The following is a 14,945-nucleotide window of genomic DNA, read 5'->3' as shown; positions in this document are numbered from 1 at the left end:
GGCATGAGGCGCCGGAACTGCACGGGGCTGCGGCGGTCCGGCGGTATGAGGCGCCGGGGCGGCACCTGCGGGCGGCCCGGGGGCCGGCTGCGTACCAGGCTTGTCGAGGGGTATCCGCGGCGGCGGAGCCCAGGGATCGGAATCCCGCGGCTCCGGCTGCTCGTCGGCCCCGGTGGCCTTGTCGGACATAGCCCTCCCCAGTCGATACATCCGTCATGCTAAGGCCTGAGCACAACGGTCGCGCACGTCCCGCATACGATGAACGGCACCCGTCGACCGGCTCCAGCCGACCGCGCCATGGAGGCACGCATGTCCGTACTCGACTCGTTCATCGCCGGGCTCCCGAAGGCGGAGCTCCATGTGCACCACGTCGGGTCGGCATCCCCCCGCATCGTCGCCGAACTGGCCGCCCGCCACCCGGACTCGCCCGTCCCGACGGACCCCGAGGCGCTGGCCGACTTCTTCACCTTCCGCGACTTCGCGCACTTCATCGAGGTCTACCTCTCTGTGGTCGACCTGATCCGCGACGCGGAGGACGTGCGGCTGCTGACGTACGAGGTCGCGCGCGACATGGCGCGGCAGAACACCCGCTACGCCGAGCTGACCGTCACCCCCTTCAGCTCGACCCGGCGCGGCATTCCCGACGCCGCCTTCGTGGAGGCCATCGAGGACGCCCGCAAGGCGGCCGAGACGGAGCTGGGCGTCGCGCTGCGCTGGTGCTTCGACATCCCCGGCGAGGCGGGGCTGGAGGCCGCTGAGGAGACCGCGCGGATCGCTTGTGAGCTCAAGCCCGAGGGGCTCGTCTCCTTCGGGCTGGGCGGGCCGGAGATCGGGGTGCCCAGGCCGCAGTTCAAGCCGTACTTCGACCGGGCCATCGCCGCGGGGCTGCACAGCGTGCCCCATGCCGGTGAGACGACGGGCCCGCAGACCATCTGGGACGCCCTGGTCGACCTGCGCGCCGAGCGCATCGGGCACGGCACCAGCGCCCCGCAGGACCCGGACCTGCTGGCTCACCTGGCCGAGCACCGCATCCCGCTGGAGGTCTGCCCGACGTCCAACCTCGCCACCCGCGCCGTGACAGACCTGGAGCAGCACCCCATCAAGGAGATGGTGGCCGCCGGCGTCCTGGTGACGGTCAACAGCGACGACCCGCCCATGTTCGGCACCGACCTCAACCGCGAGTACGGGGTCGCCGCCCGTCTCCTGGAGCTCGACGCGGCAGGCGTCGCCGATCTCGCCAAGAACGCCGTCGAGGCCTCGTTCATGGACGCGGCGGGCAAGGCGGCGCTCCGGGCCGAGATCGACGCGTACACCGCAGCCTGGCGGGGCTGACGGCCTCAGGCGCACGCTGTGACGACAATGAGCAGCATGTCCATCCCGAACTCCCCCGCTGCGGAAGCCCGCTCCGTGACCGCTGTAGCCCACCGCGGCGATCCGTACCGGTTCCGGGAGAACACCCTCCCCTCGATCCGTTCGGCGCTGGAGGCCGGAGCGGGGGCGGTGGAGGTCGACGTCCGCCTCACGCGCGACGGCGTGCCCGTGCTGCTGCACGACGCGATGCTGGAGCGCCTGTGGGGCCTCACGCGGGTGTTGGACTCGCTCTCGGCGGACGAACTGCGAGAGCTGACCGGTGGCGGGGTGCCCACCCTGCGTGAGGCCTTGCATCTCGGCGCGGGGCACTCGGGCCCACGGTTGTTCATCGACCTGCCGGACGCGTCGGCCGCCGAGGCGGCGGTCGCCGAAGTGCACGCGAGCGGGGCCATCGAGCGCGTCTACTACTGCGGTGGGACGGCATCGATGCTGGCGGTGCGCCGCGCGGACGCGGACGCGGAGACGGCTCTGACGTGGACGACGCTGATGCCGCCGCGCCGTGCGCTGCTCACCGCCGTCGCTCCGCGCTGGCTGAACTACCGCTTCGGCCTGGTGAGCCCCGAGCTCGTGGCCCGCAACCACTCCGACGGGCTGCTGGTGTCGGCGTGGACCGCGGACACCCGGTTCACGATGCGGCGGTTGCTGGCGGCGGGCGTCGATGCGATCACCACGAACCGGGTCGGCACACTCCAGTCGCTGCTCCGAGGCTGAGGGGTGGGGAGTGCGGCTGGGCGGAGCGCACGGGGCGGCAGCGGGGCCGCCGCATGAGGCGGGCTAGAGGCCGACGATCTCGTTCCACTCTTTGGTGAAGGCCGGCCGCTCCCTCGCGGTCATGTCGCGCGCGGTCGCCAGGCGTTTGCGCATGTCATCACTGGGGAAGATGAGCGGGTTCTCGGCGAGCTCAGCCTCTTCCTTGTCCGAGGACGAGGCGAGGACATCGCGCGCGGCCGGCACGGGGCAGACGTAGTTGACCGCGACGGCAAGCTGTGCGGCGACTTCCGGCCGGTAGTAGTAGTCGACGAGCGCCTCGGCGTTGCGCTTGTGGCGGGCGAGGTTGGGCACCATGAGGCTCTCGGCCCACAGCTCGGCGCCCTCTTCCGGGACGACGAACTCGATGTCGGGGTTGTCGGCCTGGAGCTGGATGATGTCGCCGGAGTACGCCTGGCAGGCCAGGACATCGCCGGATGAGAGGTCCTTGATGTAGTCGTTGCCCGTAAAGCGGCGGATGTGCCGCTTGCGCACGAGGCGGCGCAGCTGGTCGGTCATGGTGTGGAAATCGTCGGCGGTCCAGCGGGTGACGTCGGCGCCGTTGCCCTGCATGAGCAGCGAGTACGCCTCGTCCAGGCCGGCGAGCAGCGTGACCCGGCCGCGCAGGTCGTCCTTCCACAGGTCGGAGGTGTGGCGGATCTCCCGGCCGAGCTTCTTGCGGTTGTAAGCGATGCCCGTGATGCCGGACTGCCAGGGGACGGTGTGGAGCCGGCCGGGGTCGAAGGAGGTCTTGCGCAGCAGCGGGTCGAGGTGGCGGTCGACGTTCGGCTGACGGGATCGGTCCATCTCCTGGACCCAGCCCAGGCGCACGTAGCGGGACGCCATCCAGTCGCTGACGACGATGAGGTCCCTCCCCGTCTCCTGATGGTTCATCAGAGCGGGGCTGACCTTGCCGAAGAACTCGTCGTTGTCGTTGATCTCCTCGGTGTACTTCACCGATATGCCGCTCTGCTTCTCGAACGCGTCGAGCGTGGGGCGCTTCTGCGGGTCCTTCTCGTCCACGTCGATGTAGAGCGGCCAGTTGGCGAACACGAGGCGCTTGTCACTGCCGGACCGGTCTTCGGCGGCCCTATCGGCCGGCTCGACGTAGGCGGCGGGCACGCCGCAGCCTGCGAGTGCGGCGGCCCCGGCGCCCGCGCCCAGCGCGCGCAGCAGGGTCCGGCGGGACAGGGGCTTCACGGGCTTCTCTCGCATTCCGGCAGCATGGTGGGTCGGATCTTCGCGGGCAATGTACGGCCTGTCCGGGAGGCGACCGCTCCTCCCGACACCCTGACGGCCGGGAACGGCCGGCCGTCGATGATACCGGCGCAAAGCGCGCGACGGCCCGCACCGGAACGAGCGTCCGGTGCGGGCCACCGTGGCGGCATGGGGCGCCCCGGGCCGGCGGGCCTGAGGCGCGCAGCCGTAGGGCATGAGGCCGACAGCCGTGCGGCATGGGGCGCGGTGGCCTCTGCGGGGCATGAGGCAGGCCCACCGGCCTGAGGCGGGCCCGCCCACGGCATGAGGCGGCCCTGCCCGCTGCACGGGGCGGGCGTTTCCCCCTGCATGAGGCGGCCTTCCCGCCGCACGGGGCAGGCGTTCTCCCCGCATGAGGCGCGCTGATCCGCCGCATGAGGCGGGCCTCCGCCCTCGCCCGGGGCGGAAGCCTGCCCGGTCCTCGTCAGTCCAGCGACGTCATGACGTGCTTGACCCGCGTGTAGTCCTCGAAGCCGTAGGCCGAGAGGTCCTTGCCGTAGCCGGACTTCTTGAAGCCTCCGTGGGGCATCTCGGCGACCAGCGGGATGTGCGTGTTGATCCACACGCAGCCGAAGTCGAGCTTCTTGGACATCCGCATGGCGCGGCCGTGGTCCTTCGTCCACACCGAGGAGGCCAGCGCGTACTCGACGCCGTTGGCGTACTCGACGGCCTGGTCCTCGTCCGCGAAGGACTGAACGGTGATCACGGGGCCGAAGACCTCGTGCTGGACGATCTCGTCATCCTGCTTGAGGCCGGAGACGACAGTCGGGGCGAAGAAGTAGCCCTTCTCACCGACCCGGTGCCCGCCCGCTTCGAGCTTGGCATGGCCGGGCAGCCGCTCGATGAAGCCGGCGACCTGCTTGAGCTGGTTGGCGTTGTTGAGCGGGCCGTAGAGCACGTCCTCGTCGTCCGGCTGCCCCGTCTTGGTGTCGGCGGCGGCCTTGGCGAGGGCGGTGACGAACTCGTCGTGGACCGACTCGTGGACGAGGACGCGGGTCGCGGCCGTACAGTCCTGGCCGGCGTTGAAGTAGCCGGCGACGGAGATGTCCTCGACGGCCTTGGCGATGTCGGCGTCGTCGAAGACGACGACGGGGGCCTTGCCGCCGAGCTCCAGGTGGACGCGCTTGAGGTCCTTGGAGGCGGACTCCGCGACCTGCATGCCGGCCCGCACGGAGCCGGTGATCGAGGCCATGGCCGGCACCGGGTGCTCGACCATGAGGCGGCCGGTCTCCCGGTCTCCGCAGATGACGTTGAAGACGCCCTTGGGGTGGCCGAGCTCCCCCAGCACGCCGCCGATGATCTCTGCGAGGAGGACGGTGGAAGCGGGCGTGGTGTCGGAGGGCTTGAGGACGACGGTGTTACCCGCGGCGAGCGCGGGGGCGAACTTCCACACGGCCATCATCATCGGGTAGTTCCACGGGGCCACCTGCGCGCAGACGCCGATCGGCTCGCGGCGGATGATGGAGGTCAGGCCCTCCATGTACTCGCCCGCGGAGCGGCCCTCCAGCATCCGCGCGGCGCCCGCGAAGAAGCGGATCTGGTCCACCATCGGGGGGACCTCTTCGCTGCGCGTGAGGCCCAGCGGCTTGCCGGTGTTCTCGGACTCGGCGGCGATGAGCTCCTCGGCGCGCGCCTCGATGGCGTCGGCGATCTTGAGCAGAACCTTCTGGCGCTCGCCGGGCACCAGATCACGCCATGCGGGGAAGGCCGCCTCGGCCGCGGCCATGGCGGCGTCGACGTCCGCGGCGCCGGACAGCGGGGCGGTGGCGTAGGCCTCGCCTGTGGCCGGATTGACCACCTCGGTGGTCCGCCCGTCGGCGGCGTCCCGGAACTCCCCGTCGATGAAATTGCGAAGTCGACGCAGTTCGGTGGTCATGGCTGCCACCCCTCCTGTCAGATGTCCACTGGGTGAGACCGTCAGCCTAGTCAGTGAGCCCGCGTTTTCGACATACCTCACACCCATGAACAACGGAATCAGTTATTCACCGACCCTGCGACAACGAATTTCATCGCTCCAGGGTTGCCACACGGGCGAGACGCATGCACAGTGGATGTGTGGCCACTCGTAGTCCGGATCCGAAGAACGTGCACGGCACGCCGCCCATCGACGCCGTCTCCCTGGCGATCATCGAGCAGCTCCAGGAAGACGGACGCCGCCCCTACGCGGCGATCGGCAAGGCCGTGGGGCTGTCCGAGGCAGCCGTACGGCAGCGTGTCCAGAAGCTGCTCGACCAGGGCGTGATGCAGATCGTCGCCGTCACCGACCCGCTCACCGTGGGCTTCCGGCGCCAGGCGATGGTCGGCATCAACGTGGAGGGCGACCTCGATCCGGTCGCCGACGCGCTGACCGCGATGGACGAGGTCGAGTACGTCGTCGTGACCGCGGGCTCCTTCGACCTCCTCATCGAGATCGTCTGCGAGGACGACGACCATCTCCTCGAAACGATCAACAAGCGCATCCGGACCCTGCCGGGCGTGCGCTCGACCGAGAGCTTCGTCTACCTCAAGCTCCGCAAGCAGACCTACACATGGGGAACCCGATAGCCGTGAGCAAGGACCTCTCCCAGACTGCGTACGACCACCTGTGGATGCACTTCACCCGCATGTCGTCGTACGAGAACGCCCCCGTGCCGACCATCGTGCGCGGCGAGGGCACCTACATCTTCGACGACAAGGGCAAGCGCTATCTGGACGGCCTCGCGGGGCTGTTCGTGGTCCAGGCGGGCCACGGGCGGGCCGAGCTGGCCGAGGCGGCCGCAAAGCAGGCTCAGGAGCTGGCGTTCTTCCCCGTGTGGAGCTACGCGCACCCCAAGGCGATCGAGCTCGCCGAGCGGCTCGCCCACCACGCGCCGGGCGACCTCAACAAGGTCTTCTTCACCACCGGCGGCGGAGAGGCCGTGGAGACCGCCTGGAAGCTCGCGAAGCAGTACCACAAGCTCACCGGCAACCCCACGAAGTACAAGGTCATATCCCGCGCCGTCGCCTACCACGGCACGCCCCAGGGGGCACTGGCCATCACCGGCCTGCCGGCACTCAAGGCTCCTTTCGAGCCGCTCGTCCCCGGCGCGTACAAGGTGCCCAACACCAACATCTACCGGGCCCCGATCCACGCTGACGACCCCGAGGCGTTCGGCCGCTGGGCCGCCGACCAGATCGAGCAGCAGATCCTCTTCGAGGGTCCCGACACGGTCGCGGCCGTCTTCCTGGAGCCGGTGCAGAACGCCGGCGGGTGCTTCCCGCCCCCGCCCGGCTACTTCCAGCGGGTACGCGAGATCTGTGATACGTACAACGTGCTGCTCGTCTCGGACGAGGTCATCTGTGCCTTCGGCCGCCTGGGCACGATGTTCGCGTGCGACAAGTTCGGCTACGTTCCGGACATCATCACGTGCGCCAAGGGCATGACGTCCGGCTACTCCCCCATCGGCGCCGCCATCATCTCCGACCGGATCGCCGAGCCGTTCTTCAAGGGCAGCAACACCTTCCTGCACGGCTACACCTTCGGCGGTCACCCCGTGTCGGCGGCGGTCGCGCTCACCAACCTCGACATCTTCGAGCGCGAGGGCCTCAACCAGCACGTGCTCGACAACGAGGCGGCCTTCCACGCCACCCTGTCGAAACTGCACGACCTGCCCATCGTCGGCGACGTGCGCGGCAACGGCTTCTTCTACGGCATCGAGCTGGTGAAGGACAAGGCCACCAAGGAGTCCTTCACGCCGGAGGAGTGCGAGCAGCTGCTCTACGGCTTCGTGTCCAAGAAGCTGTTCGAAAACGGTCTGTACTGCCGCGCCGACGACCGCGGCGACCCCGTCATCCAGGTCGCCCCGCCGCTGATCTCCGACCAGTCGACCTTCGACGAGATCGAGCAGATCGTCCGCGGCGTGCTCACGGAGGCCTGGACCAGGATCTGACGGACCAGGGCAAGCCGCCGGCACCGCTCCGCGGCTCGCCCCTCACGCCGTGGCCCCGCGCGACCCCCCACAGGTCATGCGCGCGCGGGCCACGGCTTTGCTGCATACGGGGGCATGAGGCGCAGGTACCGCGCGGCGCCCCATGCCGGGCCCCATGCGGGTCCCCGTAACGAGGTCTCCTGTCAGGCTACGTGCAGGCCGCCCCCACGCCGGGCCTCGTGCCAGGCCTCGTGCGGGGCCTCAGGCAGAGCCTCATGCCGCCGGCGGCCCACGGCACTCCAGGGCGCACACAACCGCACACCCGTCGCATGCGGGACGCACGCCCGTCGCACGCGCACCACGCCCCACCGCACACCCGGTCGCACGGTTCCGTCGCATTTGCGCTCCGACTCATATGCGACCCCCGGGGCATGAGGCCGACCGGAGGAAAGTGGGCCCTCCAGCGCCGAGCCTGGGCAAAGGCTAGGATCCCGGTTCCGTACGGTGCCAGTGACCCAATGGCCTCCGGTTCGTTCCCCCGGACAGGGGAACGGACCCTACAGCGACCCGAGGTGCTCGATATGGTGGCCCCGCCGGACAACGACGTGCTCTGGGCACGCGGCCTGCACTACGCCCACAGCGGTTCCCCCGCGCTCGCGGGGGTCTCCATCGGCGTACGCGAGGGAGAGATTCTCGCCATCACCGGGCCACGCGGCTCAGGCAAGACCACGCTCCTCAAATGCCTGTCCGGGCAGATCGTTCCCGCCCCCGGCGAGGTGTGGTTCAACAGCGCGCCCGTGCACACCCTCTCGCGTGCCGCCCGGGAGCGGCTGCGGCGGGAGCGGTTCGGCTGGATCGACAGCGAGCCCCACCTCGTGCCGGAGCTGACGGCCTGGGAGAACACGGCGCTGCCGCTGCTGATGCGCGGCGTGGGGCACCGGGCGGCCAAGCGCACCGCCGGCGAGTGGTTGGAGCGCCTCGACGTCGGCGATTGCCAGCGCAAGCGGCCGGCCGCCCTGCTCCAGGCACAGCGCCAGCGGATCGCCATCGCACGGGCGCTGGCGAGCGAGCCCACCGTGCTGTTCGCCGACGAGCCGACGGCTCCGCTGCACAACGCCGACCGCGCGCAGGTGCTGCGCACCCTGACCACGGCAGCGCGCTCGCACCAGATCACGGTCGTCATCGCCACGCTGGACGACGAGATCGCCACCTTGGCCGACCGCACGGTCTCCCTGGTCGACGGCCGCCGGGGCACCGCTCTTCCCGTGCTTGACGCTCCTGACGGAGAGGGCAGGGCGGCGTGCTCAGTCTCCGCCTAGCGCGTGGCGCGCACCCGCTCGTCCTGCTGCGCAGGTTGCTGGTGGCGGCCGCCGCGGCAGGCGTGGGCTTCCTGCTGCTGTGCACCCTGGGTTACGCGGTGGCCCATCCGCAGTCGACGGGCCAGTCGCTCGTTCGGCTGGTGTGGTGCGCGGTGCCGCTTGCGGCGGTCGTGCAGTTCGCGCTCGCGGTGGCCCGGAGTGATCCGGCCACGCGCCCCCGTGACGGCCTGGACGCCGCGGGCCTCGGCCCCGTGCAGCTCACGCTGCTCGCGGCGGCGTCCACCGCGATCTCCTGCACGCTCGGCAGCGGATTCGCGCTTCTGCTGTACATGGAGCTCCGTGGCGACCTCGGCGGCCCGCTGAGCGGTTCGGCGAGAGGGCTGCTGGACGGACAGGCGCACCTGCCATGGGGCGCGACGCTGACCCTGCTCGGCCTCCTGCCGGCGCTTGCGGCGGGCGCCTGCATCATTGCGCTGCACCCGCGGCGTGAGGCGGCGGCCATGAGGCAGCAGGCCGCTGACCAGACCGCCGCGGAGCCGGCAGAGGGCACAGAGGACGCGGAGGCAGCGGAGGCCCCTCCCGAGGCTTCTCCGGTCCCGCCTGCCGTCCCCATGCCCAAGCCCGCCTACGCGGGCCTCCCGTGGGGCATCGCGATCATCGCGGTGGGGCTCGCCCTGGAGGCGTACGTGGGTCACGGCCCGGCGCCCGCCCCCAACAAGCTGATCTCACTGCCCGGACGGACGGACGGCACCTCTCCCGGCGTGCTGGGGGGCTGGCTCCTGGCCTCCCTGGGGCTCGTGCTGGCCGGCCCCGGGCTGACCCACTGGTGCGGGGTGCTCCTGGCGGCCGGGCGGCCCGGAGCGGTGCGGCTGCTGGCCGGGCGGATACTGCAGGATGCCGCCACCCGGATCGGTCGGCCGCTCGGCGTGCTCTGCGCGGTCGCCTCAAGCGCCCTGGCCGCCGCCGAACTCTACGGTGCCGCATGGGACTCCTCCGGGCCCCGCCCCTTCGGTCCTCTCACAGGCCTCGGCGCGGCGCTCGTGATGGCCTGTGTCACCGCCACTGCCATCACTGCGGCCCTGGACAGCCGGCAGAACCGGACCGGCACCACGGCGGCCTTGCAGCGCCTCGGCATCCCCGCGTCCATGCTCCGTGGGGCAGCCGTCCTGCGTACGTGTGTGCTGCTTGCCGTCCTGGCACCGCTCACGTGGGCGATCGCGGAGCTCGTGGCACTGCCCATGTCGCGCTGAGGGCGCCTGGGGCGGGCCCGTGCTCCAGGCCCGGCTCCGGGCCCGCTAGGCAGCTGCAACACAACAGTTCTTGACCAGTTCTTGACTCAAGGCAACTTCGTCGCCGGATTGCGCGTCTGCTGAGGAGCACGACGGATATCCGGCGAACGGAGCTATTGGTGATCATCGGCCTTGTGACGGCTGTCGCGGCCTCGGCCTGTTATGGCACAGGTTCGGTCCTGCAAGCCGTGGGCTCGCGGAAATCGGCCCGCCGGGAGGCCGGGAAGGCCTCTTCGACGGGCACCACCCAGCACGGTGGACCGAGCCTGTCCTCCACCGCGAAGGCCGCGGTGACGTGGGAGTTCATGGTCGGTACGGTTCTCGACTTCCTCGGTTTCGGGCTCGGCGCGCTCGCTGCCCGCATGCTGCCGCTCTTCCTCTCCCAGACGGTCATCAGCGCCAACCTCGTCGTGACCGCGCTGCTGAGCATCAAGCTCCTGGGAATCCGACTGAGCAGGCCCGAGTGGGCGTCCATCGGTGTCGTCTGCTCGGCACTGGTGCTGCTGGCGACGGCCGCGGGCCACGAGGGCGGCGGCGACACCCCGATGTCCACGCACTGGTGGCTGCTGATCATCTCGGTCGTGCTGATGGGTGGCGGCACCGTGGCCGTCCGCCTGATGGGTGCACGGGCCGCGATCCTGGCCGGCCTGCTCTCCGGTCTCGGCTTCGGTGCGATCGGCGTGGGCGTCCGGATCCTGGACGGGATCGACCCGTTCGACCTGCCGACGCTGATCGCCGACCCTGCGCTCTACGCGATCCTGATATCCGGTGCGGTCGGCATGTACCTGCACACGGTGGCCCTGCAGATCGGTTCGGTCAACGGTGCCACGGCGGCGCTGGTGGTCGGCGAGACGATTCTTCCGGGCATCATCGGTGTCCTGCTGCTCGGCGACAACTCCCGCCCAGGCTTCGCCTGGGTCGCCGTCCTCGGCTTCGTCCTGGCGGTCGCGGGCGCTGTCTCAGTCGCCTGGTTCGGCGAACCGGACACGCCCGTTGCCGAGCCCGAACCACAGGAGCTCCAGCCGTCGGCGGTCCGCTGACCGCCGTCCGGGCCCCGGCCGCCGCCCAGGCAGCCGGGGCCCGGACGCATCGGGCCTTATGCCATCGCTCAGCCCTGCCCCGCGACTGCGCTGTCCAGCACGACGACATCCGCCACGTCGAAAGCAACGCCTACGCGATCACCGGCCTCGGGGGCCCCATGCAGCCCGCATGAGGCCTCCAGCACGGGGCCGTCCGCGGGGCACAACATCAGCACCACGTGATCACCCCGGAACGTCCGCCCGGTGACCGTGCACGGCAGGCCCTCCGCCTCAGGCACCAGCCGTACGCCTGCAGGCCGTACGAGCAGCCTGCAGAGGCCCTGCCGCGAGCCTGGCGGGACGGGAACCCTGCCCCATGCGGTGTCCGCGCGATCGCCGCTGACCGTCGCCTCGACCACGTTGTCGAAGCCCAGGAAGCGGGCCACGAATTCGGACGTCGGCCTCTGCCACACCTCCAGCGGCGTACCTGCCTGGGCGATACGGCCGTCACACATGACGACGACCCGGTCGGCGAGTGCGAACGCCTCCCCCTGGTCGTGGGTGACGGCCAGCACCGTGGTGCCCAGCCGGCCGAAGAGGTCGCGCAACTCCACCACCAGGCGCTCGCGCAGGCCTCGGTCCAGCTGTCCGAGGGGCTCGTCGAGCATCAGCAGCCGGGGCTGCGGCGCGAGGGCCCGGGCGAGGGCCACTCGCTGCTGCTCACCACCGGACAGGGCCGCGACCGAGCGACGCTGTGCACCGGGCAGCCCCACCAGGTCGAGCAGTTCGGCGACCTTACGGGCCGTCTCGGCACGCCCTGTCCCTCGCATGCGCAGCCCGAATGCGACATTGCCCGCCACGTCCCGCTGCGGGAAGAGCTGGTGGTCCTGGAACATGAGGCCCACCCCGCGCCGGTGCGTGGGGACCCCGCTCTGGTCCTGGCCCGCGAGGAGCACCCGTCCGGCGTCCGTGGCCTGCAGGCCGGCCACCGCCCGCAGCAGCGTGGACTTGCCGCTGCCGCTGGGGCCCAGCACGCAGACGATCTCGTGCTCGGCGACCTCCAGGTCCACCGCGTCGAGCACCGCGCGCTCGCCGAAGCGCACGGCGACGTCTTCGAGGTGCAGCAGGGCCATCTAGAACTCCCCCGTACGGTCGGTGCGGATACGTTCCAGCACCAGCAGCGCTGCGGCGCACACCAGCATCAGGATCGTGCTCAGGGCCATCGCCTGCCCGTAGGTGAGCTCCCCGGGGCGGCCCAGCAGCCTGGCGACCGCAACCGGCAACGTGGGGCTGTCGGGGCGGGCGATGAAAACGGTCGCCCCGAACTCGCCCAGGGACACGGCGAACGCGAAACCGGCCGCGACCCCGAGCGCCCTGCCGACCAGCGGCAGATCCACCTCCCGCCACGCCCGCAGCGGCGAGGCGCCCAGCACGGCGGCCGCCTCACGCAGGCGGGCGTCCACGGCGCGCAGGACCGGCAGCACGGTGCGGACGACGAACGGGACGCCCACGAGGGCCTGTGCGAGCGGCACCAGGATCCAGGAGGCCCGCAGGTCCAGCGGCGGCTCGTCGAGGCTGATGAGGAAGCCGAAGCCGACGGTCACGGCGGACGTGCCGAGCGGCAGCATGAGCAGGGCGTCGAAGCCCCGCACGAGGCGCCCTTCGCGCCGCGTCAGCGCCGCGGCCGCCAGCCCGCCGATCACGACCGCGATGGCCGTCGCGGCGAGCCCGTACGCGAGGGAATTGCCGATCGCCTCCAGCGGGGCGACGACGAACGTGCCGGCGTTGCCGTCCGCGGAGGCAAGGGCGCGGTAGAAGGCCAGCCCGTAGCCATCCGGGCCGTCGAAGGAGCGCAGCACGAGGACCACGAGCGGCGCGAGGATGAGCACGGCCACGACCGCCAGGACGGACGCCAGGAACGCCCACTGCCCCGCGCCCCGTGGGCGCCGCGCGGTGCGCGACGGGTCGACCAGCCGCAGGGTCGCCTCACGCCGGCGCACCGTCCAGGCGTGCACGGCCAGCAGGGCGGCCACGGCCACGAACTGGAGCAGGGTGAGGACGGCTGCCGTCGGCAGGTCGAGCATCTGCGCGGTCTGCTGGTAGATCTCCACTTCCAGGGTGGCGTAGCGCGGTCCGCCGAGGATCTGCACGACGCCGAAGGAGGTGAAAGTGAAGAGGAAGACCATGAGGGCGGCGGCAGCCACCGCGGGGGCCAGGGCGGGCAGCGTGACCCGCCGCCAGGCCGTGAAGCGCCCCGCGCCCAGGACCCTCGCCGCTTCCTCCTGCCGGGGGTCGAGCTGGGCCCACAGGCCGCCGACGGTGCGGACGACCACGGCGTAGTTGAAGAACACGTGGGCGAGCAGGATCGCCCAGACGGTGGTGTCCAGGCGCACCCCCCACCATGCGTCCAGCAGTCCCCCGCGCCCGAGCAGCGCCAGGAAGGCCGAGCCCACCACGACGGTCGGCAGGACGAACGGCACGGTCACCACGGCGCGCAGCATGCGCTTGCCGGGGAAGTCGAACCGCGCGAAGGCGTACGCCCCGGGCAGGGCCACGGCGAGCGTCAGTGCGGTGGAGGCGACCGCCTGCCAGGTGGTGAACCACAGCACGTGGCCGATGGCCGGGTCGGTCAGGACCTCGCCGACGCGGGCGAACTGCCACTGCCCGCCGTCCTTCAGGCCCCGGGAGACGATCGCGGCGACGGGGTAGGCGAAGAAGACGCCGAAGAAGGCGAGCGGCAGGGCCATGAGGCCGAGCCGCACCGCCGTCCGCCGCCCGGAGCCGGCCGCGCCCCGTGCGGGGCCCCGTGCCGCGGTCCCGGGCTCTACTTCAGGACGAGCGAGGACCATGCCTTGACCCACCGGTCGCGGTTCTTGGCGATCTTCTCGGGGGCCAGAGTGCCGGGCTCGTTCACCTGCGCGCCGTACTTGGTGAACAGCTCGGGCAGCTTGGCGTCCTGGTTGGCGGGCTTGACGAACATCTGCAGCGGCATGTCCTCCTGGAACGTACGGCTCAGGAGGAAGTCGATCAGGGCCTTGCCGCCCTCGGGGTTCTTCGCGCCCTTCAGCAGCCCGGCGAACTCGGTCTGCTGGAAGCAGGTGCCCGTGGCTACGCCCGTCGGCGCCTCGGCGGGCTGCGGCTTCACGCCCATCACCTCGGCCGGCGGGCTGGAGGCGTAAGAGACGACGAGGGGCTTGTCGCCCTTGGCCTTCTTCCCGCCCGCGGAGCCGGAGAAGCGCTCGCTGTAGGCCTGCTCCCAGCCGTCCACGACCTCCACGCCGTTGGCCTTGAGCTTCTTCCAGTAGTCCTGCCAGCCGTCGTCGCCGTACTTGGCGGCCGTGGCGAGCTGGAAGGCGAGACCGGGGGACGACGTGGCGGCGTTCTCGGTGACGAGGAGGTTCTTGTACTCGGGCTTGACGAGGTCGTCGAGGGTCTCCGGCGGGGCCAGCTTGTGGTCGGCGAAGTAGGCGCGGTCGTAGTTGACGCAGATGTCGCCGGTGTCGACGGGAGTGACACGGTGCTCGCCGGCGTCCGCCTGGAGTTTCCGCGGGACCCGCTCCAGGCCCTTGGCCTCGTACGGGGCGAAGATGCCGTTGTCGAGCGCCCGGGAGAGGAGGGTGTTGTCGACGCCGAAGAGGACGTCGCCCTGCGGGTGGCTCTTGGACAGGATGGCCCGGTTCACGGCCTGGCCGGCGTCGCCGCCCTTGAGGACGTTGACCTTGTAGCCGGTCTGCCGGGTGAACTGCTTGAGCACCTCGTCGGAGGCGTTGAAGGAGTCGTGCGAGACCAGGGTGACGGTCTTGTCCTTGCCGTCGGACGCACCCGAGCCGCCTGAGTCGTCCGAGCCGCCGCACGCGGCCAGGACCGGGATCGCGACCGCGGCGAAGGCGACCGTGCCGATGGCACGCCGCAGGTTGGTGTTCATGATTGAGCTGACTCCCTACGCCGGTATGACCCGGATCAGGTCCGAGGGTCTGCGGGCCGTGCCGCACTCTCAGCGCCCCGTGGGCGCTCCCCTGTCGGATTGTTCATTTGTGCGAGGGCACCGTATCAGTG

At 70.9% G+C, this 14,945-nt stretch carries 12 protein-coding genes and 1 riboswitch; of the genes, 7 read left to right on the top strand and 5 right to left on the bottom strand.

The genetic code is table 11. The annotated features are described in order from the left end of the window. Positions 1 to 309 precede the first annotated feature (309 nt). Entirely contained in the window at positions 310 to 1,332 is a 1,023-nt protein-coding gene (locus PS271_RS21735) for an adenosine deaminase (RefSeq protein ID WP_398383890.1), read from the top strand. Between the two features lie 36 nt (positions 1,333 to 1,368). Beyond that, complete coding sequence (locus tag PS271_RS21730) at positions 1,369 to 2,082, top strand: glycerophosphodiester phosphodiesterase (RefSeq protein ID WP_398383888.1); 714 nt, start codon at positions 1,369 to 1,371, stop codon at positions 2,080 to 2,082. 63 nt (positions 2,083 to 2,145) lie between these two features. Here PS271_RS21730 and PS271_RS21725 read toward each other — a convergent pair whose 3' ends face one another. Both PS271_RS21725 and PS271_RS21720 read right to left on the bottom strand, forming a co-directional pair. Next, a complete protein-coding gene (locus tag PS271_RS21725) occupies positions 2,146 to 3,309 on the bottom strand; it encodes a polyamine ABC transporter substrate-binding protein (RefSeq protein ID WP_398386977.1) in 1,164 nt (387 codons plus the stop codon). 490 nt (positions 3,310 to 3,799) lie between these two features. After that, complete coding sequence (locus tag PS271_RS21720; protein ID WP_398383886.1) at positions 3,800 to 5,251, bottom strand: gamma-aminobutyraldehyde dehydrogenase; 1,452 nt, start codon at positions 5,249 to 5,251, stop codon at positions 3,800 to 3,802. 164 nt (positions 5,252 to 5,415) lie between these two features. Between PS271_RS21720 and PS271_RS21715 the strand changes: the two genes are divergently transcribed. From PS271_RS21715 to PS271_RS21695, 5 genes are all read left to right on the top strand, one after another. Further along, positions 5,416 to 5,919: an Lrp/AsnC family transcriptional regulator gene (locus PS271_RS21715; RefSeq protein WP_398383884.1), complete on the top strand. Its 504-nt coding sequence runs from the start codon at positions 5,416 to 5,418 to the stop codon at positions 5,917 to 5,919. Further along, positions 5,904 to 7,283 carry an aspartate aminotransferase family protein gene (locus tag PS271_RS21710; protein WP_398383883.1) on the top strand — a complete coding sequence of 460 codons (1,380 nt, stop codon included), beginning with the start codon at positions 5,904 to 5,906 and terminating at the stop codon, positions 7,281 to 7,283. The genes PS271_RS21715 and PS271_RS21710 overlap by 16 nt, the downstream gene beginning before the upstream one ends. A gap of 560 nt (positions 7,284 to 7,843) precedes the next feature. After that, entirely contained in the window at positions 7,844 to 8,581 is a 738-nt protein-coding gene (locus tag PS271_RS21705) for an ABC transporter ATP-binding protein (RefSeq protein ID WP_398383881.1), read from the top strand. Beyond that, entirely contained in the window at positions 8,563 to 9,831 is a 1,269-nt protein-coding gene (locus tag PS271_RS21700) for a hypothetical protein (RefSeq protein WP_398383879.1), read from the top strand. The genes PS271_RS21705 and PS271_RS21700 overlap by 19 nt, the downstream gene beginning before the upstream one ends. A 158-nt stretch (positions 9,832 to 9,989) precedes the next feature. Beyond that, positions 9,990 to 10,910, top strand: coding sequence for a DMT family transporter (locus PS271_RS21695; protein WP_398383877.1), 921 nt, complete (start codon positions 9,990 to 9,992; stop codon positions 10,908 to 10,910). Positions 10,911 to 10,978: 68 nt separating this feature from the next. On the opposite strand, the gene PS271_RS21690 is transcribed toward PS271_RS21695, so the two are convergent. The 3 genes from PS271_RS21690 to PS271_RS21680 all read right to left on the bottom strand — a co-directional run bounded on the left by PS271_RS21690 (position 10,979) and on the right by PS271_RS21680 (position 14,814). Continuing rightward, positions 10,979 to 12,022, bottom strand: coding sequence for an ABC transporter ATP-binding protein (locus PS271_RS21690; protein WP_398383876.1), 1,044 nt, complete (start codon positions 12,020 to 12,022; stop codon positions 10,979 to 10,981). Continuing rightward, on the bottom strand, positions 12,023 to 13,738 hold the full coding sequence (locus PS271_RS21685; protein WP_398383875.1) for an ABC transporter permease: 1,716 nt from the start codon (positions 13,736 to 13,738) through the stop codon (positions 12,023 to 12,025). It abuts the gene before it with no gap. Continuing rightward, the gene (locus PS271_RS21680) at positions 13,714 to 14,814 is read right to left on the bottom strand and encodes a thiamine ABC transporter substrate-binding protein (RefSeq protein ID WP_398383874.1); all 1,101 of its coding nucleotides are present in this window, start codon (positions 14,812 to 14,814) and stop codon (positions 13,714 to 13,716) included. Before PS271_RS21680 ends, PS271_RS21685 begins: the two co-directional genes overlap by 25 nt. After that, a riboswitch (TPP riboswitch) is annotated at positions 14,810 to 14,917 on the bottom strand. Its footprint overlaps the gene before it by 5 nt. Positions 14,918 to 14,945: the final 28 nt, after the last annotated feature.

The organism is Streptomyces sp. SCA2-17 (assembly GCF_044336695.1).
The sequence above is the reverse complement of the archived record's forward strand: the minus strand, read 5'-3'. Positions and strand labels throughout refer to the sequence as shown.